General features: G+C 72.0%; 20 protein-coding genes and 2 pseudogenes. 10 read left to right on the top strand and 12 right to left on the bottom strand.

The window, feature by feature from the left end; genetic code table 11:
• Window positions 1-315: 315 nt before the first annotated feature.
• Entirely contained in the window at window positions 316-2,511 is a 2,196-nt protein-coding gene (katG, locus tag ACFVGY_RS00005) for a catalase/peroxidase HPI (RefSeq protein WP_385668371.1), read from the top strand.
• 70 nt (window positions 2,512-2,581) lie between these two features.
• Here the strand turns inward: katG (ACFVGY_RS00005) and ACFVGY_RS00010 are convergent, their stop codons facing one another.
• Together ACFVGY_RS00010 and ACFVGY_RS00015 are read right to left on the bottom strand one after the other, a co-directional pair.
• A complete protein-coding gene (locus tag ACFVGY_RS00010) occupies window positions 2,582-3,667 on the bottom strand; it encodes a DUF5954 family protein (RefSeq protein ID WP_385668374.1) in 1,086 nt (361 codons plus the stop codon).
• 85 nt (window positions 3,668-3,752) lie between these two features.
• A complete protein-coding gene (locus tag ACFVGY_RS00015; protein WP_385668376.1) occupies window positions 3,753-4,181 on the bottom strand; it encodes a Fur family transcriptional regulator in 429 nt (142 codons plus the stop codon).
• A 248-nt stretch (window positions 4,182-4,429) separates the two neighbouring features.
• Here ACFVGY_RS00015 and katG (ACFVGY_RS00020) point away from each other — a divergent pair, with 248 nt between their 5' ends.
• From katG (ACFVGY_RS00020) to ACFVGY_RS00030, 3 genes are all read left to right on the top strand, one after another.
• Entirely contained in the window at window positions 4,430-6,661 is a 2,232-nt protein-coding gene (katG, locus tag ACFVGY_RS00020) for a catalase/peroxidase HPI (RefSeq protein ID WP_385668379.1), read from the top strand.
• A 127-nt stretch (window positions 6,662-6,788) separates the two neighbouring features.
• A complete protein-coding gene (locus tag ACFVGY_RS00025) occupies window positions 6,789-8,474 on the top strand; it encodes a phospholipase D family protein (RefSeq protein ID WP_385668382.1) in 1,686 nt (561 codons plus the stop codon).
• Between the two features lie 136 nt (window positions 8,475-8,610).
• A complete protein-coding gene (locus ACFVGY_RS00030) occupies window positions 8,611-9,366 on the top strand; it encodes a class E sortase (RefSeq protein WP_385668385.1) in 756 nt (251 codons plus the stop codon).
• Window positions 9,367-9,432: 66 nt separating this feature from the next.
• Here ACFVGY_RS00030 and ACFVGY_RS00035 read toward each other — a convergent pair whose 3' ends face one another.
• Both ACFVGY_RS00035 and ACFVGY_RS00040 read right to left on the bottom strand, forming a co-directional pair.
• Window positions 9,433-10,233, bottom strand: a complete 801-nt coding sequence (locus ACFVGY_RS00035) for a M4 family metallopeptidase (protein WP_385668388.1) — start codon at window positions 10,231-10,233, stop codon at window positions 9,433-9,435.
• Window positions 10,234-10,385: 152 nt separating this feature from the next.
• Window positions 10,386-10,781, bottom strand: a complete 396-nt coding sequence (locus tag ACFVGY_RS00040) for a hypothetical protein (RefSeq protein ID WP_385668391.1) — start codon at window positions 10,779-10,781, stop codon at window positions 10,386-10,388.
• A 211-nt stretch (window positions 10,782-10,992) separates the two neighbouring features.
• Here ACFVGY_RS00040 and ACFVGY_RS00045 point away from each other — a divergent pair, with 211 nt between their 5' ends.
• Window positions 10,993-11,949 carry an aldo/keto reductase family oxidoreductase gene (locus ACFVGY_RS00045; RefSeq protein ID WP_385668394.1) on the top strand — a complete coding sequence of 319 codons (957 nt, stop codon included), beginning with the start codon at window positions 10,993-10,995 and terminating at the stop codon, window positions 11,947-11,949.
• Window positions 11,950-12,078: 129 nt separating this feature from the next.
• Here ACFVGY_RS00045 and ACFVGY_RS00050 read toward each other — a convergent pair whose 3' ends face one another.
• Window positions 12,079-12,741, bottom strand: coding sequence for a response regulator (locus ACFVGY_RS00050; protein ID WP_385668397.1), 663 nt, complete (start codon window positions 12,739-12,741; stop codon window positions 12,079-12,081).
• Window positions 12,716-13,888, bottom strand: coding sequence for a sensor histidine kinase (locus ACFVGY_RS00055; RefSeq protein WP_385668400.1), 1,173 nt, complete (start codon window positions 13,886-13,888; stop codon window positions 12,716-12,718). Before ACFVGY_RS00055 ends, ACFVGY_RS00050 begins: the two co-directional genes overlap by 26 nt.
• Window positions 13,889-14,063: 175 nt before the next feature.
• Between ACFVGY_RS00055 and ACFVGY_RS00060 the strand changes: the two genes are divergently transcribed.
• Window positions 14,064-16,334, top strand: a complete 2,271-nt coding sequence (locus tag ACFVGY_RS00060) for an MMPL family transporter (RefSeq protein ID WP_385668403.1) — start codon at window positions 14,064-14,066, stop codon at window positions 16,332-16,334.
• 67 nt (window positions 16,335-16,401) lie between these two features.
• On the opposite strand, the gene ACFVGY_RS00065 is transcribed toward ACFVGY_RS00060, so the two are convergent.
• Together ACFVGY_RS00065 and ACFVGY_RS00070 are read right to left on the bottom strand one after the other, a co-directional pair.
• Window positions 16,402-16,551 carry a transposase gene (locus ACFVGY_RS00065; protein WP_385669863.1) on the bottom strand — a complete coding sequence of 50 codons (150 nt, stop codon included), beginning with the start codon at window positions 16,549-16,551 and terminating at the stop codon, window positions 16,402-16,404.
• Between the two features lie 129 nt (window positions 16,552-16,680).
• A complete protein-coding gene (locus ACFVGY_RS00070) occupies window positions 16,681-18,324 on the bottom strand; it encodes a histidine decarboxylase (RefSeq protein ID WP_385668406.1) in 1,644 nt (547 codons plus the stop codon).
• 224 nt (window positions 18,325-18,548) lie between these two features.
• On the opposite strand from ACFVGY_RS00070, the pseudogene ACFVGY_RS00075 reads away from it, so the two are divergent.
• Window positions 18,549-18,777: pseudogene (locus ACFVGY_RS00075) on the top strand (IS630 family transposase); the annotation flags it as partial.
• Here the strand turns inward: ACFVGY_RS00075 and ACFVGY_RS00080 are convergent.
• Window positions 18,743-19,000, bottom strand: a pseudogene (locus tag ACFVGY_RS00080) (contact-dependent growth inhibition system immunity protein); the annotation flags it as partial. The pseudogenes ACFVGY_RS00075 and ACFVGY_RS00080 sit on opposite strands and share 35 nt — an antisense overlap.
• A gap of 592 nt (window positions 19,001-19,592) precedes the next feature.
• On the opposite strand from ACFVGY_RS00080, the gene ACFVGY_RS00085 reads away from it, so the two are divergent.
• Entirely contained in the window at window positions 19,593-20,663 is a 1,071-nt protein-coding gene (locus ACFVGY_RS00085; RefSeq protein ID WP_385668409.1) for a PI-PLC domain-containing protein, read from the top strand.
• A 91-nt stretch (window positions 20,664-20,754) separates the two neighbouring features.
• On the opposite strand, the gene ACFVGY_RS00090 is transcribed toward ACFVGY_RS00085, so the two are convergent.
• Window positions 20,755-22,002 carry a M20 family metallopeptidase gene (locus ACFVGY_RS00090; RefSeq protein ID WP_385668412.1) on the bottom strand — a complete coding sequence of 416 codons (1,248 nt, stop codon included), beginning with the start codon at window positions 22,000-22,002 and terminating at the stop codon, window positions 20,755-20,757.
• Between the two features lie 391 nt (window positions 22,003-22,393).
• Here ACFVGY_RS00090 and ACFVGY_RS00095 point away from each other — a divergent pair, with 391 nt between their 5' ends.
• Complete coding sequence (locus ACFVGY_RS00095; protein ID WP_385668415.1) at window positions 22,394-23,011, top strand: 2'-5' RNA ligase family protein; 618 nt, start codon at window positions 22,394-22,396, stop codon at window positions 23,009-23,011.
• Window positions 23,012-23,079: 68 nt separating this feature from the next.
• On the opposite strand, the gene ACFVGY_RS00100 is transcribed toward ACFVGY_RS00095, so the two are convergent.
• Window positions 23,080-23,808, bottom strand: coding sequence for a lytic polysaccharide monooxygenase (locus ACFVGY_RS00100; RefSeq protein WP_385668418.1), 729 nt, complete (start codon window positions 23,806-23,808; stop codon window positions 23,080-23,082).
• 58 nt (window positions 23,809-23,866) lie between these two features.
• A complete protein-coding gene (locus ACFVGY_RS00105; RefSeq protein ID WP_385668421.1) occupies window positions 23,867-25,192 on the bottom strand; it encodes a fibronectin type III domain-containing protein in 1,326 nt (441 codons plus the stop codon).
• 686 nt (window positions 25,193-25,878) lie between these two features.
• Here ACFVGY_RS00105 and ACFVGY_RS00110 point away from each other — a divergent pair.
• Window positions 25,879-26,733, top strand: a complete 855-nt coding sequence (locus ACFVGY_RS00110; protein WP_385668424.1) for a papain-like cysteine protease family protein — start codon at window positions 25,879-25,881, stop codon at window positions 26,731-26,733.
• The last annotated feature ends 6 nt before the right edge of the window (window positions 26,734-26,739 follow it).

Consider the following 26,739-nt stretch of genomic DNA (forward strand, 5'->3'; position numbering starts at 1 on the left):
TTCCCGTCCTTCACCCAACGCCAGGCGGTCTGGTAGCTCACGCCCTGCTGCCGCGCCCAGTCCGAAAGCTTCACAAGGCCAAGGTATTCGAGACGGACGGCTAGAGGTGATTATGAATGACTAGAAAACCTGTAGCAGCTTTCACCCCCCTCACGGCGCCCGCCCCCCGGACGTGAACCCCGGGCACCCGCTCAAGATCCCCTGCCCCCCGGGCAAAGGGTCCCCCTCACAGAGGCGTCGTTCCAGGCGTGTTCTCACCGCTCTGCGGTCTGCCGTGCGCGACCATACGGACAAAATAACCAAACAGGAAGAAGGATGGACGTGCCCGGCAGCGAGAGCGAGAACCCGGCAATCCCCTCCCCGGCCCCCGCGCAGACCCGGCCCATGACCAACAAGGACTGGTGGCCGAACCAGCTGGACCTCCAGGTCCTGCACCACGACTCGCCCCTCGCCAATCCGATGGGCGAAGACTTCGACTACGCGGAGGAGTTCAAGAACCTCGACGTCGACGCGCTGAAGCGGGACGTGTTCGAGGTGATGACGACGTCACAGGACTGGTGGCCGGCCGACTACGGCCATTACGGGCCGCTCTTCATCCGGATGAGCTGGCACGCCGCGGGCACGTACCGCATCGCCGACGGCCGGGGCGGCGGCGGTGCCGGCGCCCAGCGCTTCGCCCCCCTCAACAGCTGGCCGGACAACGCGAGCCTCGACAAGGCGCGCCGGCTGCTGTGGCCGGTCAAGCAGAAGTACGGCCGGCAGATCTCCTGGGCGGACCTGCTGATCTTCGCCGGCAACTGCGCGCTCGAGTCCATGGGGTTCAAGACGTTCGGCTTCGGCTTCGGCAGGGAGGACATCTGGGAACCCGAGGAAATCTTCTGGGGTCCCGAGGACACCTGGCTCGGAGACGAGCGCTACAGCGGCGACAGGGAACTCGCGGTTCCGTTCGGCGCCGTTCAGATGGGCCTGATCTACGTGAATCCGGAGGGCCCCAACGGCAACCCGGATCCGCTGGCGGCCGCCCGGGACGTCCGCGAGACGTTCGGACGCATGGCCATGAACGACGAGGAGACGGTCGCGCTCATCGTCGGCGGCCACACCTTCGGCAAGTGCCACGGCGCGGTCGACTCCCGGTACGTCGGCCCGGAACCCGAGGGCGCCCCCGTGGAGCAGCAGGGCCTCGGCTGGCGCAACACCTACGGCGCCGGCAAGGGCTCCGACACGCTCACCAGCGGGCTGGAGGGGGCGTGGACCACCGAGCCGACGAAGTGGGACAACGGCTATCTGGACAACCTGTTCCGGTACGACTGGGAGCTGACGAAGAGCCCCGCCGGGGCGAACCAGTGGAAGCCGAAGGACGCCGAGGCGCAGGGCACCGTGCCCGACGCGCACGACCCGTCGAAGCGGCACGCCCCGATGATGCTGACGACGGACCTCGCGCTGAAGCTGGATCCGGTCTACCGTCCCATCGCACAGCGTTTCCACGAGCACCCGGACGAGCTGGCGACCGCGTTCGCCAAGGCGTGGTACAAGCTGCTGCACCGCGACATGGGGCCCGCCCGGCGCTACCTCGGCCCGTGGGTTCCCGAGCCCCAGCTGTGGCAGGACCCCGTACCCGAACGCGACCACGACCTGGTCACGGACAAGGACGTCGCCGCCCTCAAGGAGCAGATCCTGGGCGCGGGCCTGCCCGTCTCCCATCTGGTGGCCACCGCCTGGGCGTCGGCGGCGAGCTTCCGCGGCACCGACAAGCGCGGCGGCGCCAACGGTGCGCGCATCCGGCTCCAGCCGCAGAAGGGCTGGGAGCCCAACGACACGCCCGAAGTGGCGGCAGTGCTCCAGGCCCTGGACCGGATCCGGCAGGACTTCAACGCCTCGCAGTCCGGTGGGACGAAGGTGTCGTTGGCCGACCTGATCGTCCTGGGCGGGTGCGCGGCCGTGGAGCAGGCGGCACGGAACGCCGGGCACGCCATCACGGTCCCGTTCGCGCCGGGGCGCACCGACGCCTCGCAGGAGCAGACGGACGTGGAGTCGTTCGCCGTGCTGGAGCCGCGCGCTGACGGGTTCCGCAACTACGTGCGGGCGGGCGAGAAGCTGCCGCCGGAGACCCTGCTCCTGGACCGGGCCACCCTGCTGACGCTGACGGCCCCCGAGATGACCGTGCTGGTCGGTGGCATGCGGGCGCTGAACGCCAATGTCGGGCAGTCCCGGCGCGGCGTCTTCACCGACCGCCCCGAGATGCTGACCACCGACTTCTTCGTCAACCTGCTGGACATGGGAACGGAATGGAAGCCGTCCGCGACGGTCGAGAACGAGTTCGAAGGCCACGACCGGGCCACGGGTCAGACCAAGTGGACCGCGAGCGCCGTCGACCTCGTCTTCGGCTCCCACTCCCAGCTCCGGGCCATCGCGGAGGTCTACGCGTCCCGGGACGCGGGCGAGAAGTTCGTGCGTGACTTCGTCGCCGCGTGGGACAAGGTCATGAACCTCGACCGGTTCGACCTCGGCTGAGCCCCGGTGTCCGGGGCGGCCGGGCCCGTTCCGACCGCCCCGGACGCCCGCCGGGCGGACGCCGCCCCGCTCAGTCCTCGGGGAGGACGTTGCCGTCCTCGTCGAGGGGCAGGTGGATCCGCGCCGGGTCCTGGGTGTTGAGGTCGGACGGGCGGGGTCCTTCGGGCCCGTCGGGCCCCCAGCGCAGCAGGCGGCGGGTGCGGGCGATCCGGTACACGGTGCCCTGGAACTCCAGGCGGTTCACGCGGCCTGCCCGGAGCCTGTCGGCGGCCTCGGCGTAGGCGGCCAACTCCACTGCGTGCGGGTCCCCCTGCGCGCCGTCGGCCGCCGCCCGGGTGCGGGCGTCGGCGTGCAGGTCGGTGCCGACGGGGATCAGGCCGCGCATCCGCGGCCACGCCCACGTCAGCCCGAACTCCAGTGACCTGCGGGCCGCGTGCGCCGTCGGGTGCGGGCCGCTGACCGGCTTCCAGCCGTTCCCGGACTGCTCCACCACCGCGAACGTCGGCGGCAGGAGCAGGACGTCCGGGTGCGTGGCCAGCGCCTGCCGGGAATCGGCGCGCACGTCCGCGGGGAACCGGTCGCCGACGTAGTGCAGTGCGCGCAGGGCCAGCTGCTCCAGCGCCTGGGCGGGGGTGACCGGGGCGTCCGGGTCCAGGACCAGGCCGTCGTCGATCCGCTGCTCCTTGGCGTCGCGCGCCCAGTCCGGTACCAGGGGCTCCGGATCCGTCGGGCGCGGCTCCTCGATCCCGTTCGGGCCTGCTCCCGCGTACTCCTCGGCGCGCACGATGCGGTACCGGGTCCCGGCCGCGACGAGTTCGTCGACCCGCTCGCTCTCCAGCCGGGCGACCGCCGCCAGCAGGTCGCGCCGCTCCGCCCGGTCCCCGGCCTCGTCCTTCGCCCGGAACCACAGCTTCGAGTTCAGTCCGTCGCGCGCCTGTTGCGGGCAGCCTTCCGCCACCGCGACCACCACCCGCCACCGCGGCCCGTCCCCGGGGCCCTGTGCCGCCACCCCGAACAGCGGGCCGCGCACGGCGACGTCGCCCGCGCGCGCCGCGGCGTCGACGGCGTCGGCTTCCACTGCGGCTTCCACCGGCTCCACCGGTACGCGCACCACCATCGGCCGCGACCGGCCCGGCCCTGCATCCCCACGGTCCATGCCCCCATCCTGCCCACCGGAGTAGGGCGCCGTGGGGGTATCGCCGTTCCTGCCCCCTGGCGGGGTACCACCGGCCGGTCCGCGGCTACCCTGGCGCGGCGGCGTCGGCGCAGGCGGGGCACAGGCCCCGGTAGATCACGTCGGCCCGCGCGACGGTGAAGCCGAACCGTTCGGAGGCGGGCAGGTCCGCCAGCGGGTTCCCGGCCGGGTGGACGTCCCGGATCTCGCCGCAGCCGGAGCACACCAGGTGCTGGTGGGGGCGGCGCGCGTTCGGGTCGTAGCGTTTCGCGCGGCCGTCCGTGGTCACCTCGACCACCTCGCCGAGCGCGACGAGCTCGCCGAGGGTGTTGTAGACGGTCGCGCGGGACACCTCCGGCAGGCGTGCGGTGGCCCGGGCGAGCACCTCGTCCGCCGTGAGGTGGACGTGTTCGCCGTCGAGTACCTCCGCGACGACCCTGCGTTGGGCCGTCATGCGCCAGCCGCGTCCGCGCAGCCGCTTCACCAGGTCGCTCATGCACCACCAGCCTAAATGCGCCTCGTTCGACCAATGAATCCGTACAGATTTGGTTGCCGCATTGACTTGGACTTGGTCCATCGTAGGATCGGTTCCGGCGACAACCAAGGGACAGGACGACGGCAGTGGAGAGCGCGTGACGGTGTGAGGCCCGGTCCCGAAGAAGGAGCTCCCCCGCTCCCCCGCTCCACCCGCGCAGTTCCCGAGCACCGTGGTACCCCCAGTCCGGAAGGATTCCGAGGATTCCCATGCCTGAGAACGATGAAGCAATCGTCGTGGACGCGAAGACCGAAGGCGCCGGAGGCTGCCCCGTCGTGCACGATCGGGCCCCGCACCCGACCCAGGGCGGCGGAAACCGCCAGTGGTGGCCGGAGCGGCTCAACCTGAAGATCCTCGCCAAGAACCCGGCGGTGGCCAACCCCCTCGGTGAGGGGTTCGACTACGCCGCGGCGTTCCAGGGCCTGGACCTGCCGGCGGTGAAGCGGGAGATCGCCGAGGTGCTGACCACCTCGCAGGACTGGTGGCCGGCCGACTTCGGCCACTACGGGCCGTTCATCATCCGGATGGCCTGGCACAGCGCCGGTACGTACCGGATCAGCGACGGCCGCGGCGGCGCCGGCGCCGGCCAGCAGCGCTTCGCCCCGCTGAACAGCTGGCCGGACAACGCCAACCTCGACAAGGCCCGCCGCCTCCTGTGGCCGGTCAAGAAGAAGTACGGCCAGAGCCTGTCCTGGGCCGACCTGATGGTCCTCGCCGGCAACGTCGCCCTGGAGACGATGGGCTTCGAGACCTTCGGCTTCGGCGGCGGCCGCGCGGACGTCTGGGAGCCCGACGAGGACGTCTACTGGGGCCCCGAGACCACCTGGCTCGACGACCGGCGCTACACCGGCGACCGGGAACTGGAGAGCCCCCTCGGCGCGGTCCAGATGGGCCTGATCTACGTCAACCCGGAGGGCCCGAACGGCAACCCCGACCCGATCGCCGCGGCCCGCGACATCCGCGAAACGTTCCGCCGGATGGCGATGAACGACGAGGAGACCGTCGCCCTGATAGCCGGCGGCCACACCTTCGGCAAGACCCACGGCGCCGGCCCCGCGGACCACGTCGGCGCCGACCCCGAGGCCGCCCCGCTGGAGCAGCAGGGCCTCGGCTGGAGCAGCTCCTACGGCACCGGCAAGGGCGGCGACACGATCACCAGCGGCCTCGAGGGCATCTGGACCAACACCCCCACCGCCTGGGACAACAGCTTCTTCGAGATCCTCTTCGGCTACGAGTGGGAGCTGTTCGAGAGCCCGGCCGGCGCACGCCAGTGGCGGCCGAAGGAGGGAGCCGGGGCCGGTACCGTCCCCGACGCCCACGACGCGTCGAAGAGCCACGCCCCGACGATGCTGACGACCGACCTCTCGCTCCGCTTCGACCCGGTCTACGAGCCCATCTCGCGGCGCTTCCTGGAGGACCCCGCCGCGTTCGCCGACGCGTTCGCCCGTGCCTGGTTCAAGCTCACCCACCGTGACATGGGCCCGGTCGTGCGCTACCTCGGCCCCGAGGTGCCGTCCGAGACGCTGCTGTGGCAGGATCCGCTGCCCGCACGGACGTCCGAGCCCGTCGACGCCGCGGACGTCGCGGACCTCAAGGCCCGGATCCTCGACTCCGGCCTGTCCGTCTCCGAGCTGGTGTCCACCGCCTGGGCGGCGGCGTCGTCGTTCCGCGGCAGCGACAAGCGCGGCGGCGCCAACGGTGCGCGCATCCGGCTCCAGCCGCAGAGCGGCTGGGAGGTCAACGAGCCCGACCGGCTGACGGCGGCGCTGCGGACCCTGACCGGGATCCAGGAGTCCTTCAACGCCGGACGGTCCGACGGCAAGCAGGTCTCGCTCGCCGACCTGATCGTCCTCGCCGGCAACGCGGGAGTCGAGGCGGCGGCCCGGGACGCGGGCTTCGAGGTGGAGGTGCCCTTCACCCCGGGCCGCGTGGACGCCTCGCAGGAGCAGACGGACGTCGAGTCGTTCGCCGCGCTCGAACCGACCGCGGACGGCTTCCGCAACTACCTCGGCAAGGGCAACCGGCTGCCCGCCGAGTACCTGCTGCTCGACAAGGCGAACCTGCTCACGCTGAGCGCCCCCGAGCTGACGGTCCTCGTCGGCGGCCTCCGCGTCCTGGGCGCGAACCACCAGCAGTCGCAGCTCGGCGTCTTCACGGCGACGCCCGGCGTCCTGACCAACGACTTCTTCGTCAACCTGCTCGACCTGGGCACGACGTGGCGGGCGACCTCCGCGGACGCGCACACCTTCGAGGGCCGCGACGCCACCACCGGCGAGCTCAAGTGGACCGGCAGCCGTGCCGACCTCGTCTTCGGGTCGAACTCCGAGCTGCGCGCGCTGGCGGAGGTCTACGCGAGCGACGACGCCGCGCGGAAGTTCGTGGACGACTTCGTCGCGGCGTGGAGCAAGGTGATGGACCTGGACCGCTTCGACCTCGTCTGAGACGGGGTCCGGGCCCGGACACCCCCGAGGGAACTCTGCGTGGCGAGCCGCCACCGGGAGTGTCCGGAGCCCGATCCGGGGGAGGGAACGCCCCCGCGCGGGTAAAAGGGGTACGGAGGACCGTGCCATGAACCGGACCGACTGGCTGCTCACCCCGCCCGAACGCGGCAACCCCTTCACGCGCCTCGACCACCGGCGGCCGGGGGGCGCGGCCTGGTCGGAGGGGAACGACGTGCGGCCCGTGGTGCACGGCTCTGCGTACTTCGCGGAGCTGCTGGCGAGGATCGACGCCCAGCGGTCCGGGGACCTGCTCCTGTTCACCGACTGGCGCGGCGACCGCGACGAACGCCTCGGCCGGCACCACCCCGGCCGCGAGGGCGCCGGGCGCGACGGCACCGAGATCGGCGCCGTCCTGGCCCGCGCCGCTGAGCGCGGCGTCATCGTCAAGGGCCTGATCTGGCGCTCCCACCTCGACAGCCTGCAGTTCAGCGAAACCGAGAACCGGTACCTCGGGGAGGAGATCGAGGAGGCCGGCGGGGAATGCCTGCTCGACATGCGGGTGCGCCCCGGAGGATCACACCACCAGAAGATGGTCGTCCTGCGCCACCCCGACCGCCCCGGGCTCGACGTCGCCTACGTCGGCGGCATCGACCTGTGCCACAACCGCAACGACGACCGCACCCACCTCGGGGATCCGCAGGCCGTGCCGATGGCCGAGGCGTACGGGGCGCACCCGCCCTGGCACGACGTACAGCTCGCGCTGCGCGGGCCGGTGGTCGGTGACGTCGAGGCCGTCTTCCGCGAACGCTGGCAGGACCCCGCGCCCCTCACCCGCAGCCCGGTGACCCGCCTCAGGGAGCTCCTGCAACACGAGGACACCGACGCGGACCCCCTTCCGCCGCAGGGCCCCGACCCCGAGCCCTGCGGGACCCACACCGTCCAGGTGCTGCGCACCTACCCGAACCGGCTGCTGCGCGGCTACCCGTTCGCCCCCGACGGTGAGCGCAGCATCGCCCGCGGCTACCTCAAGGCCCTGCGCCGGGCCCGCTCCCTGATCTACCTGGAGGACCAGTACCTGTGGTCGCCACGGGTCGTGGCCTGCTTCGCGCACGCGCTGCGCGTCAACCCCGGGCTGCGGCTGATCGCCGTCATCCCCGCGCTCCCCGAACAGGACGGCCGGCTGACCCTCCCCATGAACCTGATCGGGCGGATCACCGCCCTGGACCGGCTGCGCCGGGCGGGCGGCAACCGGGTCGCCGTGTACGGACTGGAGAACCACGCCGGCACGCCGGTCTACGTGCACGCCAAGGTGTGCGTCATCGACGACGTGTGGGCCTCCGTCGGCTCCGACAACATCAACCTCCGCTCGTGGACCCACGACTCCGAGCTCAGCTGCGTCGTCCTGGACGACACCCCGGACCCGCGCCCGCCCGGCGACCCGGGCGGCCTCGGCGACGGCGCGCGCGGCTTCGCCCGCCGTCTCCGGCTGGAACTCTCCCGCGAACACCTCGACCTCGGTCCCGCGCCCGATGCACCGGGCGGACCGCACACCGCCGACGGCGCCACGGACGCCGCTGCCGACGCCGCCCTGTGCGACCCGGTCGCCGCGTTCCACTCCTTCGCCGCGGCCGCGGCCGACCTGGACGCCTGGTACGCCGACGGCCGCCTCGGGCCCCGCCCGCCCGGCCGGCTCCGCGGCTACCGGCCGCCGGACCTGGCCGCCACGGCGCGCGTCCTGGCGACTCCCCTGCACCACCTCCTCGTCGACCCGGACGGCCGCCCGATCCGCCTCCGCCGCCGCAACGCGTTCTGATCCCGGTGCCGGTCCTCCCGGGGAGGTCACAGCCCGCACCCCTTATGGACCCGCGCCGTGTGTGTCACCCTGGCACAGCGAACGGGTCACCCATATGCCGTACGACCCGGCAAACCGACAGGAAACGCACACGCCCATGCCCCTGCCCTTCCTGCCCCGCGCCGTACCCGCCCTGGTGGCCGGCGCCGCCACCGTCCTGCTGGCGGCCTGTGCGCCCGAAGCCGTTGCGCGCACGGCGAAGCCCGCCGCGACGGCAGCGGCCGCCACCGTCGCGGCCCCCGCGTCACCCACCGCCACGGCCGCACGCGCTGCCGGCCCGGCAACGCAGCCGCAGACGCAGTCGCAGCCCTCCGCTTCCGCCACGGCTGCCGTACGGACCCGCCCGTCCCGGCTGTCGATCCCGTCCGTGGGCATCGCCGGCCTGCGCGTGGAGCCGTACGAGGGCACGACGGACGACCCGGCGGGGACCCGCATCCAGGACCGCGGGGTCGCGGCCAGCCCGTACGGGAAGCGGGGCGGGGTCGGTCCCGGCCAGCTCGGGAACTTCCTGGTCACGGCGCACCGCCTGTCGGCCGGCGGGCCGCTGCACGATCTTCCGTCGGTGAAGGAGGGCGACACGGTCCTCGTGACCGCGGGTGACGTCGTGTACACGTACGAGATCGTCGCGACCCGCTCGACGTCCTTCCGGTCGCCGCGCTCGCTCGACGAACAGCGCGCGGCAGTGCCCGGGGCCCCGGGCCGGACCCCCACCCAGGCCATGATCACGATCTCGACGTGCGCCACGCCGGAAGACCACGCCGCGGGCAACTTCTGGAGCGACGCCCAGGGCAACCCCGAGCACCGCATCGACAAGGTAGGCGTGCTGCGCACGACCTCCGCGGCGTCGGGCTGACCCCTCCGGCCGGGCGGCGGGACCGGCACGACCGGAGACCGGCGGCCGGCGGTCAGCGGTCAGCGGTCAGCGGTCCACGCCGACCGCGCTCCACGCCCTGGCCACCACGTCGGCCGGCATCTCCAGCTCACGGGCGGCGCCGAGGGTCGCGTAGCGGAACGCGGAGAAGTTCGTGGTCCGGGAGGCGTAGCCCATCAGGCCCCTGTACCAGATGCGTCCGGCCCGCTCCCAGGCGTTGCCGCCCAGCTCGGCCGCGACCAGGTAGAACGCGCGGTTCCCGATCCCGGCGTTCACGTGGACGCCGCCGTCCTCGTCGACGGTCTCGTCGTATTCCGTCATGTGGGCCACCTGCTCGAACCGCGCGGGGTCCTCCAGGGAGCCGGTGGCCTCGCCGGAGGGCAGCAGGCCCTGCCCGAACAGCCAGTCGGAGTCCTCGACGGTCTGCTCCAGGCTGTACTGCTTGGCCAGGAGGCCGAAGACGTTCCCGAGCGAGACGGCGAGGGCCCCGGGCTGACCGTAGGACTCCAGCTCGGCGGTGGCCTGAACGACACCGATGGTGTACTGCGCGGCAACCGTGTCCAGGGGCGCGGCGCCGTCACCGAGCAGGATGCGCGAGCCCTGCCAGGCCGCGCCCGGCACTCCGCCGCGGAGCATCGCGTCCATCGGGCCGCCGCGGCCGTCGATGGCGTTGCGCCCGTACACCGTCCGGAAGAAGTCCCAGGTCACACCGAGGGCGTCGTAGGCGCCGTCCACCAGCGCGTCGCCGCTGGGTGCCCCTCCCTCCTCGCGCACCAACGCCGGGCTGTCGGAATCCTTCCGGCCGTCGAAGATCCTGCGAACCGGACGTACGGATGCACTCTCAGTCATGATCGCCATGCTGGCAGGAACCCCGCCGCCACCCCACCGCCGGCCGACCGATCAGTCAGGTCGGCCGGCTGCGACTGCGGCGCCGTCCGCCGAGGGACGACGCCGCGGTCGCTGCCGGTACCGGGGCGTGCGGTACCGGGAGCCGGGCGGGCTCAGGACCGGGTCGGGACGCCGGTGCCTGCGGCATCGTCGGGCGCCTCCTCGGTGTGGCCGCCGTCGGGAGGGCCGCAGGGAGCGCGGACGCACTGCCACTCCATCTTCTCGGGCACCTTCACACCGGTGTCCTCGGCGGAACCACCCTTGCCGGGGCGGTTCTTGCCCCACCCGCCGTCGCCCTTCTTACCCGTGCCGCCCTTGTGCAGGTCCTCGTAGGGCGCGGTCCTGATGGTGTTGTCGGGCTTGCCGAGGAACAGCAGCGTGGACTTGTTGCCGTCGCTGATGTCATCGCTGCCCACGGTGACCGCGTGCGGAGCCGCGGGGGCGGCGGCGAACGCGGTACCCGGCACCAGCACACCGCCGGCGGCTATCGCGGTCGAGGCGGCAAACATGACGAGACGTCTCGTTCGAAAGGGGTGAGTCATGGCGTTCTCCTCTGCTGAGGGGGTCGGACGGGGTACTTCCAGTACGCCCCGGGGCGCGCTCCGGGTCACGCCCCTGAAAGTCGTGGCTTGACGGCTTCGCACCCGGCTGCCACAGCTTCTGAGGACTCTGCGGACGACGGCGGTCCGGCACGGGTGCGGAAAGCCGTAGGGTCGGGGGGTGACGAGGAACGCGACGGCGAGTACGAACCTGCCGCTGTACGGATGCATGGGACTGGGCGGCACCTGGGGGCCCGAGCCCTACGGCCCCGCGGAGATCACGGCTGCGGAGGCGGCGGTCACCGCGGCCCTGGAGATCGGGATCACCACCTTCGACCACGCCGACATCTACCGCCACGGCAAGTCCGAGGCGGTTTTCGGTGAGCTCCTGGCCCGTGACGCCGGGCTGCGCGCCCGGATCACGATCCAGACCAAGTGCGGCATCCGCCTGCCGGACGGCGACCGCCCCGGCAGCTACGACCTGCGCGGCAAGACGGTGCTGCGCCGGGTCGAGGAGAGCCTGACCCGGCTGCGCACCGACGTGATCGACGTCCTGCTGCTGCACCGGCCGGACCCGCTCGCCGATCCCGACGACATCGCCGGGGCCCTGGCCTCCCTGCACGCCCAGGGCATGGTGCGCCGGTTCGGCGTCTCCAACATGGGGGCGGCACAGATCGCCGCGCTGCAGGCGCGTTTGGAGCTGCCGCTCGTCGTCAACCAGCTGGAGATGAGCCTGCACCAGCGCGCCTGGGTCGAGGCCGGGGTCCTGCTGAACACCCCCGCGGCGGCCGCCAACGGCTTCCCCTTCGGAACCCTGGAACACTGCCGCGACCACGGCATCCAGCTACAGGCGTGGGGGGCGCTGGCCCAGGGCCGGTTCACCGGGCGGCAGGAGACCGCGCAGGAGCGGGCGACCGCGGAGCTGTTGGCGGCCCTGGCCGAACGCAAGCAGGTGACCCCGGAGACGGTACTGCTGTGGTGGCTCCAGCGGCACCCGGCCGGCATCGCACCGGTGATCGGCACCTCCGACCCGGCGCGGATCCGGTCCTGCCGACAGGCGGTCGGCCGGCCGCCGGAGCTGGACCACGAGGAGTGGTACTCCCTCTGGCTCGCCGCCCGCGGCGAACCACTGCCCTAGTACTGCAATTGCGGTTGGGGTGACGAGGTCGTAGGTGGCTCGTTGGTCCGGGTGTGGGTGGGGATGTTGATGCGGCCCGGTGGGCTGATGTCCGGGCGGGGACTCATGGGACATGGCCCGGCACCCGGCTCAGGTTCCGGGGAGGATGCGGCGCGTTTCGTAGGCCCACATCGCGATCTCGACCCGGTTGCGGGCGCCGAGTTTGGCCATCAGGCTGGCCAGATGCGTCTTCACCGTGCTGAGGCTGATGTGCAGTGCATCGGCGATCTCGGTGTTGGTCAGCCCGCGAGCGACGGCGAGGAGCACCTGCTCCTCGCGGGCGGTGACGGGGGAGACCGGCTGGGCCACGGGCCGGCCGGCGGGCAGGTCCGCGAATGCCTGGAGCAGACGGACGGTGACGCTGGGCGCGATGAGCGCCTCACCGTCGGACGCCGACCGTACGGCCTGCGCCAGAAGGTCCGGTCCCGTGTCCTTGAGGAGGAACCCGCGGGCGCCGGCACGCAGTGAGCCGTAGACGTACTCGTCGAGGTCGAACGTGGTGATGACGACCACGGCCAGCGGGTCGGCGACGCCCGGGCCGGCGACCAGCCGGGTGGCCTCGAGCCCGTCGAGTACGGGCATGCGGATGTCGAACAGGCAGACGTCGGGGCGTAGTTCGCGGGCCAGACGTACCGCTTTCCGCCCGTCGGCGGCCTCGCCGACCACCTCGATGCCGGGCTGGGCGTTCAGCATGATCCGCAACCCGGTGCGGATGATCGTCTGGTCGTCAGCGACGAGGACGCGAATGGACACCGCTCTCGCTCCTCGCTCTCGGCAGTTCGGCTTCGACATGCCAGCCCCGGTCGGTACCCGGGCCGGCTCGTAGTGTGCCGCCGAGCAGGGTCGCGCGCTCGCGCAGTCCGGTAAGTCCGTATCCGTCGCGACCCCGGCCGGTGCGCCGGCCGTCGTCGCGCACGCTCACCCGTACCGTGTGCCGTTCCGCGGCGACCCGAACGACGAGCTCGGTCGCGTCGACCGCATGGCGCAGCGCGTTGGTCACCGACTCCTGCACGATCCGGTAGACGGCCGCGTCCACGGCCTGGGGCAGCGCGTCCAGTTCGCCGTCGAGCCCCAGGTCGACCCTGAGGCGACCCCCCGGGGTGCGCACCAGGCGCTCCAGATCCGCGACTCCGGCAGGGGGCGCCAGCTCGGCGCCGACCCCGCGGTCACGCAGCGCGGCGACCATGGCGCGCATTTCCTCCAGCGTGCGCGCCCCTTCCTCCTCGACCCCCTCCAGCGCCTCGACGGCGGCGGACGGGTCGGTGCCCGCGAGCACCCGGCCCGCCTGGGCGATGATCACCATGGCCGACACGTGGTGGGCCACCGTGTCGTGCAGTTCCCGGGCGAGCTGCTCGCGCTCGCGGGAGCGCACCTGCTCCAACTGCCGCTCGCGAGCGGTCACCCGGAACCGCACGGCAGCCCCGACCACGCCGGGCAGCAGCAGGAAGACGAGGCCCACGACCTTTTCGACGACCGGGGTCTCGTCCGTGACGACACACAGCACGCCGACCGCGAGGATCACCGCGCCGCCCAGCACGATCTCGCGTCCCGATCCCCACCGGGGCAGCGCGTACACCAGCACGAGCACGACCGCGCCGGTGTACAGACCGACGGGCTCGCGCGGTGCGGCGACGAGCGAGGCCACCGGAAGCAGGATCACCGAGCCGAACGCCAGCGTCACCATCGCCAGCGGGCGGGTCCGGCGCCACAAGGGCAGCAGGCACAGCCATACGGCCAGCACCACCGCCACCGGCCGCCACACGACGTTCTCGCGCAGGGTGGCCTCCAGCGCCACACCGCCCAGGCCCGCGGCAAGCAGCGCCCAGTCCCGCCACACCCGGGCGGGCGCGTCGGGCGGCCGGGGTTCGGTCCACAGGGTTCGCAGGTCGTCTCGTAGCACGGTTCTCAGCCTAAGGACCGCGGCGTGCCGCGCATCAGCCGAAAGGACGGGTCGTCACTCCGCCCTGGGGCCGACGGATCCGCGGCCCGCGGGCCGATGCCGCGGAGCGCCGTAGCGACGAACCTCGGCATCGGCGGCCGTACAAGGACGGCCGACGAGGTGGTTGGAGGACCCGATGCTCTCGAAAGCCCTGTTGCGCCTGGGCGCAAGCGCCGCCCGCCATCCCTGGCGGGTGATCGCGGCATGGCTGGTCGCCACCACGCTCGCCGTCCTCGCCGCCGTCGCCTTCGGCGGGCGGACCGCGGACTCGATGACCGCTTCGGGACTGGACTCCCAGCGGGCCGCGGAACTGATCGAGCGGGCCGGCACCGGCCAGGAGGGGATGACCGCCCAAGTGGTCGTCACCCCCCTCGACGGCGGTGCGACGTTCTTCGACGACGACGGCGCGCGCACCGCTCTCACGCGGCTGCAGACCGAGGTGAAGCGGCTGCCGCACGTGCTCGGCACGAGCGACCCGGCGGGGGCACTCGACGCGGGCGGGGACACCGCCGTGCGCGGCGGCCTTGTCTCGGCCGACGGGCGGATCGCAGTCGTCCGGGTGCAGTATCCCGACCAGAGCCGGCTGTCGGCCGAAGACCTCGACGCCCTCGTCGATCTCGGCGACCGGCTGCGCGCCGAGCTGCCCCTGCGCATCGAGATGGGCGGGAGCCTCTTCTACGCCTTCTCCGACCCCGACGGCGGCGCGAGCGAGCTGATCGGCCTCCTCGCCGCGGCCGCGATCCTGTTCTTGGCGTTCGGTTCGCTCGTCGCCGCCGCGCTGCCGATCGGCATGGCGGTCTTCGGGCTGACCATCGGAGTTGCCACGATGACGGTACTGGCGGGGGTGACGGACGTCCCGACCTTCGCCCCCGTCCTGGGCAGCATGGTCGGGCTCGGAGTGGGCATCGACTACGCACTGTTCGTGCTCGCCAGGCACCGGGAGTACCTCGCGCGCGGGCTCGATCCCCACGAGGCGGCGGGGCGAGCGGTGGCCACGGCGGGGAGGCCCGTGGTCTTCGCCGGCGGCGTCGTCGTCGTATCGATCCTCGGCCTGGCGGTCGCGAACGTGCCGTTCATGACGGTGGGCGGGCTCGCCGTCTCGATCGTCGTTCTGACCATGGTGGTCGCGTCGGTGACGCTCCTGCCGGCCTTCCTCGGCGCCGCCGGCCCACGCCTGGCCCGGGCCGGCCGGGTCGGCCGGGCTCTGCAGACCGGGAAGCTGGGCCGACTCGCACGGCGGCGGGACAGGGTGGCGGGCGCCGCTCCCGCCGCCGGTTGGCGGCGCTGGATCGGGCACGTCAGCCGGCACCCGGTGCTGTACGCGATCGGCGCGGCGGGGCTGCTGCTGACCGCGACGCTGCCCGTGCTCGGTCTGCGCGTCGGCCTGCCCGACGACGGCTCACTGCCCCCCAGCCGTACCGAGCGCCGGGCCTACGACCTCGTCGCCGAGGGGTTCGGCCCGGGCATCAACGGTCCCCTCGTCATCGCCGCGGACCCCACCGGTGATCCGGGAGTGCTGGACCGACTCGTCGGGGCGGTCGCGGCGGATCCGGGCATCGCATCCGTCGCGCCGACGCACATCGATCGGGCCACCGGCATCGCGACCCTCGTGGTGTTCCCGACCACCAGCCCTCAGGACAAGGCCACGGCCGACACCATCGCCCGGCTGCGCACCGACGTGCTGCCCACGGCGATCGGGCACGGCCCGGCCAGGGCCCACGTCGGCGGCGCCGCCGCGAGCCTGTCCGATGTGGGCCAACGCACCAGCCAACGCCTGCCGGTGTTCGTCGCCGCCGTGCTGGCGATGTCGTTCCTGCTGCTGATGCTGGTCTTCCGCTCGATACTCGTACCGCTCAAGGCGGTACTGCTGAATCTGCTGAGCATCGGCGCGGCCTACGGCATCATGGTCGCGGTCTTCCAGTGGGGCTGGGGAGGCGCACTCATCGGGCTGGAAGCGACGGTTCCGATCGTGTCGTTCATCCCGATGTTCCTCTTCGCCATCCTGTTCGGCCTGTCGATGGACTACGAGGTGTTCCTCCTCTCCCGCGTACGCGAGGAGTACCTGCGCACCGGCGACAACGGCACGGCGATCGTTGAGGGCGTCTCGCGCACCGCCCGGATCATCACCTCGGCCGCCCTCATCATGGTGGCGGTCTTCCTGTCCTTCGCCGTCGCCGAGGACCCCTCCAGCAAGATGTTCGGGCTCGGCCTGGCCACCGCGATCTTCATCGACGCCACGGTCGTACGCATGGTGCTGGTACCGGCGACCATGACACTCCTCGGCCGGACCAACTGGTGGCTGCCGAAGTGGCTGGACCGGCTGCTTCCCCGCGGCCCCGTCGGCACCGACGACACCGACGCGGAATCCACGGGTGAGGCCCCGCGTCCACGGCTGGTCGACCGTTGACCCGACTCCTGCCCGCCCTTGGTGTCCGGCACTTCAGGGCGTCACCCAGGGGCACATCGAGTCGTGATCACCGGTGGTCCCGGTGGCCCGTCTTGAACCGCCAGATCACGCCCTCGAACTGCTGCCGCAGTCGCTCGGGGTACGGGCCGTACTCGCCGATCGGCAGGTACGGCTCGATGAACTCCCCATCCGGATCGGTCAGTTGCACTCGCGTCACGTAAGACCGTCCATCGGACCGGACCGTGCCACGAAGGCACATCCCGCAAATATACGCGCCCTAGTAGGTCGCGGGCGCGGCCGGGGCCGCGCCGCGGTCGGTCCTCGGACGGGCCGCGCGGGTCTCGGGTCAGCGCTGCCCGGGCAGCGGCGGCCGCTCGGCCTCCGCTTCGGCGGAGCGGTCGAACGCTCCGGGGCGGGAGAGGTCGTCGAGGAGTTCGTCGACGAGCTCCTGGGTGACGTGCGGCATGACGTAGACGTGGCTGTAGTCGTGGCGGCGGCCACCGAGGTCGAGAGGGACGCAGGCCAGGGAGTACTTTCGCGCGATGTCGGCCCGGGGCTGCTGGAACCAGACGCTCAGCGCGTGGTCTCCGTGGCCGACCTCGATGCCGTCCTCGGCCCACGGCTCGCCGCGCTCCTGCAACTGCACGCTGAGCTTCCTGAGGCGGTCCGCCGTGTACTCGGCGATCCGCAGGACCTCGGCGGCCTGCCGCACCTGCTGCTCCTCGCTGAATTGAGCGAGGTGGTTCCACATGGCCAGGGAGGCGAACCCGCTGCGGGAGCCGGCGAACGTACTGTCCGGGGAGGAGACCACCGCCGGGTCCGACGGCGGGCGCAGCTTGGATCCCGCGCGGGACATGTAGATGCCGGTGGGAACGGGCGCCCCGGGGTACTTGTGGCCGCTGGTGACGATCGACGACACCTCCGGGATCCGGAAGTCGAAGACCGGCGGCGCGGTGTCGATGAGCCCGGCGTCCCGGGCCTTCTCCAGGTACGGGGCGTAGGCGCCGCCCAGCGCCCCGTCGACATGGATCCAGTAGCCGTTGCGGACGCTGACCCGCTCGGGGTCGTCGGGGTCGAAGCGCACGGTGCGGTCGACCAGGCCGTGTGCCTCGAAGACGGGGCGGAGGCGCTCGCAGGCGTGCTGGACGTCGTCGTAGGCACCCTTGAAGACGCTGCCGACGTTGAAGTTGACCAGGACGGGGTGCCCCTTCGCGGCGAAGAACTCCACGAGGGCGACCAGGGCGTCGACGTCGACGGTGCCGGGTCCCTCGTCACCACCGGTGGTCGGGACGCCCCCGAGCGGCCAGCCGTTGTAGGTCTGCATCCCGGTGCCGGTCAGATCGATCGGGCACTCGCCCGGGTAGAGGCTTCCGCCCAGGTCGTAGAAGGTCGGGATGTCCAACACCCGCATGGCCTTGATGTGGGAGTAGTGGGTTTCCTGCGAGAAGAACGCCACCGGCGAGTAGGCGTTGGGGTTGTCGTCGGGGTGCTTGGCCCGGAGGTAGCTGGTGCGGCAGCTGGCGCTCCCGGAGACCTCGTCGCGCACCAGGGCGTTGCCGTCGAGGTAGTCGCGGGCGTTCCACAGGGCGTAGAGGTTGCCTTCGGTGCTGCCCATGGACAGGACGTAGCCCCACCCGTCCCGGTCCTGCGGGTTGGCCGGATCCCGGGGCAGCGGGGTGTGCCACAGGCGTGCGTAGTGTTCGAGGACCGCGCGCTCCAGCCATCGGGAATGGAGGCTGTAGTTGCTGTCGACGAACGGGTCCCCGGCGTTGTTGATGTGGTGGCCCAGGAAACGGCCGAGGGAGGTGTGGCCGTCGAGCGACAGGTTGACCTGGTAGCCCAGCATGCGCCCGTTCCGCTCGCCGAGGTACTCCGCCAGCTTGTCGAGGACCGCAGTGCGCTGTTCGTCGGTGTAGGCGTCGGTGCCCAGCCGGTAGTCGTCGTTGGTCGGCAGCGCCGCCGGACGCACATCGGAGTGCGCAGTAGTCATTCCATGTCCGCTTCTGAGTGAGGTCGCGAAAGGAAAAGGAAGCGCGAGGCGGAATCCCGGTAATGGACTTTCCCCCTCGGGGCGCCTCGCAGCACACAGGATATGCACGATCAGCCCGCCCCGATCATCAATCCGACTTCACCTATTCACCTTTAATAATTTCATATGAAGTAAAGGTGCTTTTGCTGGCGCTGTGACCGCGAACCCTTGCCGGGTTGCTCGTTGCCAACCCCGTCGAGGCCCACTTCGGACCGCTGCGGCAGTTCACCCCCGCCGACTCCCAGCACCCCGACCACACCGTCCAGACCCGGGCCCTGCACGCCTACCTGCGCTGGCCCGACAAGAACGCCCGCCACCCCCCGAGTTCCGCGGCGGCCGAGGCGTAGTCGCCCTCGTCGAGCGGGAGGGCGAGGAGTTCGTGGAGCTCACCGACGAGGCGGGCGACGAGCTGGGGGGCAGTGGTGGCGGCGTAGTCCGCGACCGCCGCCTCGTGGTCGGGGAACTCGTCGACGATGTCCTGCGAGAACCAGCCGCCCAGCAGCTGCCCGACTTCCGGGAACCGCGCGTGCCACTCCCAGTGGGTCTGCGGGATCGCCGGCGGCGGCACCTCGCCGTCCTCGATGCTCCGCTTCAGGTGGTCGGCGAGTACGAGGAGCCAGTCACCGATCGCGGACACGGGGATCCCGATGTCGGGGATGGCGTAGAACCCGCCCAGGTCGATCCGCAGGCGTCCCGGGGGGGTGCGGCTGTACTCGCGCAGTTGGCGCCCCGCCTCCGCGATGGCCCAGGGGCGGGTGTGCCAGGCGTGGGGACGCGTGGCCGACGCCGGATGCGGACGTGCACGCGTACGCCGCCCACGAGGCCGGGTCCGCGAGGTGCCGCCGCCTGCGCGGCCGCTCGCCGCGGCTCACGCCCGCAGCCCAACTCGCCGTGGCCCACCAGGTCAGCGCCGCCAGGGTGTTCGCGCTATCGGTGGGGAAACGGCTAGGACTCCCGCGCCCTCAAGGCTGCTCGCCGAACCGTCCCGCGGGGCGGACTGGACATCACGACGCATCCCAGCACGCGCGGACCCCCTACCCGGTGAACCCATGCGATCACAGCACTAGGTCGGCGGCGCACATACGGGAGATACGGGAGATACGGGCGAATTCCCGAATCTGCGGACGCCCGGCCGGTTCCGCCGTGCGCCGCGGCGAGCGGGCGTCACGTTTCGGCCGGACGCGTCCGCGGGGGCGCGGATCGCGGGTCCGCACGCTACCCTCCGCCCCATGATTGGCATGAACATGCTCTGGCTGCGAAGAAGCGGCCGGTATTCCCTCGCGTGCCTCCTCCTGCTGGCACTCCTCGGCACGGCGACCGCCGCGGCCGCCTCGACCCCGGCCCGCACCCCCGCCGCCACTCCCCCCACCCCCGTCACCGCCTCCGCCGACACGCGGGCGGCCGAGGCCGCAGCCGCCCGCTGGGGCGAGCGCCGCCTCGATGAGGTCGCGTTCCTCACCACCCACAACGCCTTCACCAACTACGAGGACTCCCGCTGGAGTTCGGTGAACCAGGCCGAGTCGGTGCGCCACCAGCTCGACAACGGCGTCCGCGGCCTGAGCCTGGACACGCACTGGTACGAGCGCAGCACCTGGTTGTGCGTCATCAGCTTCGGCAGCGACTGCTACCCCAGCGACGTGTACCTGTGCCACGGCGACTGCAAGACGTTCGCCGGTGCCACGTACGCCCTACCGCGCCAGTCCTTCCACGGCACGATGCAGACCGTGGTGGACTTCCTCGCCGCCCATCCCCAGGAGGTCGTGACCGTCTTCCTCGAGGACTACGTCGGCGCCGAGCAGCTCCAGCAGTCCCTCGGCCGGGTCCGGGGCCTGCCCGAGCTGTTGTTCCGGGCCGACGAGTGGGGCGTACGGCAGCACGGCTGGCCGAAGGTCGCCGACCTCGTCACCTCCGGCAAGCGCCTGCTGATCTTCTCCGACCGGTCCGATCGCGAGCACCTGGGCGTCATGTACGACAGGTCCTGGACGGTCAGCAACTACTGGAGCCTGGGGGACCTCGGCAACGACCTCGCGTGCGTCAGCCGCTGGGCCGACGTGCCGCTGGACCGCCGGGAGCCCGGATTCCGGCGGCTGTTCACGATGAGCCACCACCGGAACGTGCCCACCGTCCTCACGGCTGCGCTGGACAACGGCAGCAAGCTGCGCAACCGCATCGCCGAGCAGTGCCGGCCGGCGGCCGGGGGCCGCAGCCCGAACTTCGTGTCCGTCGACTTCCACCGGCTCTCGGACGGCAGCGGCCACACGCCCGCCTCGATCGTCGCGGAGCTCAACGCCAGCCCCTGAGTCATGCCCGGGACGGGTGTGCGGCGGGGCGACCCCCGCCGTACGCCCGCCCAGGCCCGTACACCCGCCCAGGCGCCGTACACCCGTGCCGTCACGCCGGCGCGGGTTCGCCCCCTCCCCCGGCCAGGTGGTGCAGGGCGACGGCCGCGTGCACGGCGATGCCGGTGACCATGGCGTCCTCGTCGAAGACGACGCGGTTGGAGTGGCAGTCCGGGCCGTCTTCGGCCGGTACGGAGGGCGGCCGGGCGCCCAGCACGGCCATCGCGCCCGACACCCGCTCCAGGACGTAGCTGAAGTCCTCGGCGCCCATGACCGGTTCGGGAAGCTCCCGGGGCAGGTCGGGGCGGACCGTCGCGGCGGCCTCGACGACCGTCTGCGTGAACGCGGCGTCGTTGTGCAGGGCGGGATAGCCCTCGACCAGGTCCACCTCCGCGTCCGCCCCGTGTGCGGCCGCGACGTGGCGGGCCACCTGCTCGATCCCGGCGCGCAGGCGCTTGCGGGTCTCCGCGGTCATGGTGCGGAAGGTGCCGTGCAGTTCGGCGGTCTCCGGGATGATGTTGGTGGTCGTGCCGGCCTGGATGCGGGCGATGGTCACGACCGCCGGGTCGAAGACGTGCACGGTGCGGGTGACGAGGGTCTGCAGCGCCTGCACGATCGCGCAGGCGACGGGAATGGGATCGAGGGCGCGGTGCGGTGCGGAGGCGTGCCCGCTCCGGCCGCGGACCGTGATGTGGATCTGGTCCGCGGCGGCGTACACCGGGCCCGGCCGCACGTACAGGGTGCCGCTCTCGAAGCGTGTCGTGACGTGGAGCGCGAAGGCGGCGTCCGCGCCCCGCCCCGCGGGCGTGTCGAGTACCCCCTCCTCGATCATGTGGCGGGCTCCGCCCCCGTTCTCCTCTCCGGGCTGGAACATGAACAGCACGGTTCCGCTCAGCTCCGCGCGGCGGGCCGCCAGCAGCCGGGCGGCGCCGACCAGCATCGCCGTGTGCAGGTCGTGGCCACAGGCGTGCATGGCTCCGGGCACGCCGGAGGCGAACTCCAGGCCGGTGTCCTCCTGCTGGGGCAGGGCGTCCATGTCACCGCGGAGCAGGACCGTGGGGCCCGGGCGGACGCCGTGCAGGGTCGCGGTGACGGAGCTGAGCCGGTCTCCCGTGGTGACGGTCAGCGGGAGTCCCGCCAGGGCGTCGAGGACCGTGCGCTGGGTGCGCGGCAGGTGCAGGCCCAGCTCCGGGGCACGGTGCAGGGAGCGGCGTACGTCGATGGCCCCGGGCAGGAGAGCGCGGGCCTCCCGGAGCAGCGGGGTGGGCTCCGACAGCGGCGAGCGGGACGGGGCGGTCATGCCCGCGCCCCCGTACGGTGTCCCGCGCCGACGCAGCCGGCGGCGTAGGGGGCAGAACAGGGGCCGGCCTCGGCCGGAGTACCGACCGGCGGGGTCACGTACACGGAGCACCTCCACACGACGCAGGGGCGGCAGGGGCCGGCGGCGGCCGCCGCCCGTGCCGGCCCGGCGGACACCCGGGCCGCTCCGGACCCTGCCCACGCAGACCCCGTACCACGCCGCGGTCCGACGGCTGTCCTGAGCGGGTGATCCCCGGGCGTGTCCCGCGCCGGAAGACGGGGAGCGTGGGCGGGGTGTCCAGCGGGGGCGCGTGAACGCAGGTAGTGGCGTGCCCCCGCCCCGCGCCCCACCTGAACCGGAAACGACCGCGCACGGGCGTCATCATGGGAGCGTGAACGCGTTCCCGAGCGCCGACGGCGGAAGCGGAGCCCCCGGTGTCCCGGGCTTCCTCGATGTCGCTCCCACCCCGCGGACCGCCGTTGCGTGGCTTCCCCCGGCCGGGCTGTGGCCCGCCATCCAGGGCATCCGGGCCGTGCACGACCCCCAGATCCGGCGGTGGCCGCCGCACGTGAACCTGGTCTTCGGCTTCGTCCCGGAATCCGACTTCCCGGTGGCGGCACCCCTGCTGGCCGCCACGGCCGCCGCCACGGAGCCGTTCGACATCCGCCTCAGCGGGGTGCGCTTCTTCCGCCACCGCGCGTACTCGACCGTGTGGCTCGACCCCGCCGCGGCCGGACCGGCTCCCTGGGCCGCCCTCCACCGGGACCTGGTCGAGCCGTTTCCCCGCTGCGGCGGCCGTTTCCCGCGCTTCACGCCCCACCTGTCGCTCGGCCGTACGCACGATCCGCGACGCCTGGCCGCGGACTGCGCGGCCCGCCTGGGCAGCCTGGCGGCGCGGGTGGAGGAGGTCGTGCTGCTCTCGCGCCGCGGCGAGGGGCCCATGCGGACCCGCGCCGCGATCGCCCTCGGCAGCGGGGCAGTGCGCTGGTACGCCGAGGGAGACGGGTGAACGTGCGAGGTGTCCCCGAGCCCGGGTGAGGGGGTGCCCGGGCTCGGGGGGTGCCTGCCGGCGTCCGCCTACTTGAAGGTGACGTCCGAGCAGGAGTAGAAGGCCTCCTCGCTCTGGAAGGAGCCGTCGGGCCGCTTCAGCCCGTGCCAGACCGTGTAGATCAGGTGCTTGCCCTTCTTCTCCGGGAGCACCGCCTTGAAGGTGAAGGCCTTGGCCCCGAGGAAGCCCGCGGGCGCCGCCGTGGCCGCGGTGTTGTCGGCGCTGAGGAACGGGGTGTCCTCCAGGTCCGACCACTTCAGCGGCTTCTTCGGGTCGTAGCCGTCCTTGGTGACGTACATCTCCATGCGGTACGGGTTGTGCAGCGCGCTGATGTCGTAGCGCAGGTCGTACTCGGCGCCGCTGGGCAGCGTGGTGGAGGGGAAGTCGTCCCGCGCCAGGTCCAGGCCGGAGAATTGCGCGCTGCCGGCGCTGCACAGCTGGCCGTCGGGGATGCGGGCGCGGTGCTGCGGGGAGGAGGTGGGGGTGCTGTGGTCGATGGCCCGGCCCTGGACGACGGACTTCCAGTCGCCCGGGATGCCGGGGCTCTGGGCGAGGGCCAGCCGGCAGGCCTCGCTCGCCTTCGGGTTCTTCGTGCAGGCCACGCTGCGGCTCACCGGGTCGGCGGTGGAGCCGTGGGCCGAGGCGGGCGCGGAGCCGAGGGTGGTCACGGCGAGGGGGAGGGCGACGAGCGCGGTGAGGCGCAGGGCGGCGGTGCGACGGGCCGCGGCGGGGGCCGGCGCGGGACGGGTCGTGCTCATGAGGGGATGCTCCTGGTCATGGGGTCGGAGGTGCGGCGGGGGCTGTCGGGTCGGGAGGTCAGCCGCCGGTCTTCACGGTCAGCTCGCGGGAGAACGCACCCCACTTGCCGTCGCCGAGCCGCGCCCGGATCTTCACGGTGTACGTGGTGCCGGGGTGGGCCCCGACGAGCACCTCGCGGGAGGCCTTCCCCGTGGGGACGGGGATCACCGGGTCACCGGTGCCCCACATGAAGGTCTGGGCGGGCTTGCCGTTCAGGTGGACCTGGTAGGTGGTGATCTGGCCGACGCCCTGCGGAACGGACCACGTGAGGTTCAGGTAGTGCTGGGTGACGGTGCCGTCCTGCTTCGTGGCGGTGGTGGCGGCGAAGTCGCCGGGGGCACCGGTGCCGCTGTTGCCGTCCGGCGGCGCCGCGGCGGTCGTCACCGGCGCCTCGCGGGTCGGGTCGGACTCCTTGCCGGAGGCGTCGACGGCGGTGACCTTGAACCGGTAGGCGGTGCTCGGGGTCAGACCGGAGACGGTGGCCGAGGTGGCCTTGCCGTCCGCCTCCTGGATCTTCGAGCCGTTGCGGTAGATCCGGTAGCCGGTGACGGCGACGTCGTCGCTGGCCGCGTGCCAGCGCAGGGAGGCCTGGAAGGGGCCCGAGGCGGTCGCCTCCAGGTCCGCGGGGATGACCGGCTTCGCCTTGTCCTGGCCGGGCGCGGCCAGCGTGGTGAGGACGATGTCCTTGCTGAATCCGGTGGTGCGGCCGTCCGCGCGGACGGCACGGACCTTGAACGCGTACCGGGTGGCGGGGGCCAGCTGCTCGACGTCCGTCATCGTGTCCTTGACGGTCTTGACCTGCTTGCCGTCCTGGAAGACCTCGTAGCGGACCACCTCGGCGCCGCCGGCGGGGGGCTTCCACATCAGGTGGACGGCGGTGTGGTCCTTGACGAAGGAGCCGCTGTCGGCGGGGACGGCGGTGCTGGTGCCGGTGCCCGACGCGCCGTTCACCTTGCATCCGCTGATCCTGGGTATCCCCTTGCCGGCGGGGTTGATGCCGACCTTGACCGCCCGGGTGCCTCCGGCGGCCACGTCGGCGCGGTCGCCGATCGGCTTGACGGTGACGTGCTTGCCGTCCTGGCGCAGTTCGTACGCCCAGGGGTTGTCGATGGTGACCTGCCCCTGCGACACGTCGAACTCGGCGGTCCAGTCCCGTGCGGGCCGGTCCCCCTTGTTGGTCAGGGAGACCTCGCCGGACGCCCACCACGCGGTGGCCTGGTCCGCGACGCGGCAGGTTGCGCTGAGGCCGTCCTCCTCTCCGGCATTGGCGGCCACGGGGACGACGACGGAGCCGACCCCGATGACGACGACCGCGCAGGCCAGGGCAATTCGCTTTCGGGACATCAGAAACCTCTTGGTAAAGCCGATCCGCCGGTGCGGCGGCGGCATCGGAAGTGCCTCGGTCAACACCGGTGACCCTAAGGGCGAATTGGGGCGCCAAGGGGCCGATGAGTGGTCGTGGGGCCTCTGTTATCCGTCCCTTAAGGTCCGGATAGGACACACTTGAAGCCCTGTCCGCGGGTATCGACACTGCGGGCACGGCTGGTCACGCTCCGTTCCGCCCCCGAACCGCCGTGGCACGCGGATGGGCCATCCACGACGGGAGCGATTCTCCATTGAAAAATATATGGAGAGTCACGCGGCATGCACGCAGCGCTATTCGGCTATTTGACGGCGCATCTAATGACGGGTCACGCACCGTCAAGTTCCCGTAAAGTCCGCGCACCGTCGAACCGGGCGAGATGGACTGGACCAGCCGCTCCCCCTCCCTCAAACCCCCCAGAAACAAAGCTAATTGACGATCCGTCATGCCATCTCGCGCGATGGTTGAACGGGCGACATCTTTGCGCGTAGAACAACCTCGTTCAAATCGCCCTTTCTCTCTGGCAGGATTCCCGGCACCCCATCCAATCGAGGAAAGCGGCACCGATATGCCCGGCCACGGAACCCCGGCCGGGCTGCAACGCCATGCAGCGTCGGCCCGCGGGTCACCCCCTCTCGGTTCAAGGAGCACGATGCATAAACGTCGCATGTCCCGCCGCAAGAAAGCCGTGATAGCCACGGTCACCGCGGCCCTCTCCGGCGGCCTGCTGTTCGGGTTCGGCGCCTTCGCGCAGGCCGGCTCCGTCAGCGGCACCGTCTACGGCGGGCAGGGCAACTACCGGACGGTCAACCACCGTGCCACGCCGTCCCTTTCGGCCCAGATCAACGGCTCCTCGAAGGTCGGCGACCGGATCCAGATGTCCTGCCGGACCACCGGGGACACCGTGGAGAACAACTCCCGGTGGATCTACACCGGCTCCTACTACATCGCCGACGCGTTCATCCGCGAGAACACCACCGGCCTGCCCGTCTGCGGCTCGACCCCGAACCCGAAGCCGACCAAGCCCAACCCCGGTCCGACGACGGCCAAGTCCCTGAACATCGACATGCAGAAGCAGGTCAGGACGCAGTGGTGCTGGGACGCCTCGGGCGTGACCATCGCCAAGTTCTGGGGCCGCAACGTCACCCAGGAGCGGTTCTGCCAACTCGCCGCCCAGGGCACGTGGGTGGACTGCAACAACCAGCCGGCGACGCTGGAGGACATGGCCAACGGCCTGGCCAAGCTGGGGATGGGCAACAGCGGCCGCAGCCTGTACCGCAACGCCTCGTTCAGCGAGTCGGCGGCCGAGATCGCCGCGGGCCGGCCGTTCGCCGTCCGGTTCGGCTGGCGCAGCGGGGGCGGCCACATGAACGTCATCTACGGCTACGACAGCGCCACCAACATGATCGCGGTCGGCGACCCCTGGCAGACCACCCAGACGTACACCTGGTGGGACTACTCCACCTACGTGAACAACAACTCGTTCCAATGGACCCACTCCCGGGTCGGCATCCAGGGCTGACGAGAG

Origin of the sequence: Streptomyces sp. NPDC127106, from assembly GCF_042677605.1 — a bacterium.
GTDB lineage: Bacteria > Actinomycetota > Actinomycetes > Streptomycetales > Streptomycetaceae > Streptomyces.